The following is a 364-nucleotide window of genomic DNA, read 5'->3' on the forward strand; positions in this document are numbered from 1 at the left end:
TCCCCACAACGCAAGGCAATTAGTTTTGCTTCCACCTCTCCATCAATAATCGTTTGACGAGGCGGCGTTTTACTGGGTTTGCGGTTTAATGCTGACTCTATGCCTTCTTTTACCAATCGCTCTCTAAGATTTGCAACTGTGTTTCGGTGGCAACTGAAGGCGGTCGCAGCTTCTTCATCCGTCCATCCTTGTCCATTGACATCAATGTTTAACAGAATATTGGCGTGCTTAATTTTGTAAGCTGCTGCTTTGCCTGTGGATACCAAATCTTGTAGGGTCTGCCGTTCTTCTTGACTTAACCGGACAATATAGGTCTTAAACATAATCAGTTATTAGAATATCTGCTGAGGTTTACTGTAAATAG

1 protein-coding gene is annotated in these 364 nt (G+C 42.9%); it reads right to left on the minus strand.

Annotated elements, in window-relative coordinates; genetic code table 11:
• Positions 1-323, minus strand: a 323-nt coding sequence (locus FJR06_RS05140) for a helix-turn-helix domain-containing protein (protein ID WP_168651003.1), incomplete at its 3' end; no start/stop codon positions are given.
• Between the last annotated feature and the right edge of the window lie 41 nt (positions 324-364).

Source organism: Dolichospermum sp. UHCC 0352, assembly GCF_009711925.1.
Classification (GTDB): Bacteria; Cyanobacteriota; Cyanobacteriia; order Cyanobacteriales; family Nostocaceae; genus Dolichospermum; species Dolichospermum lemmermannii.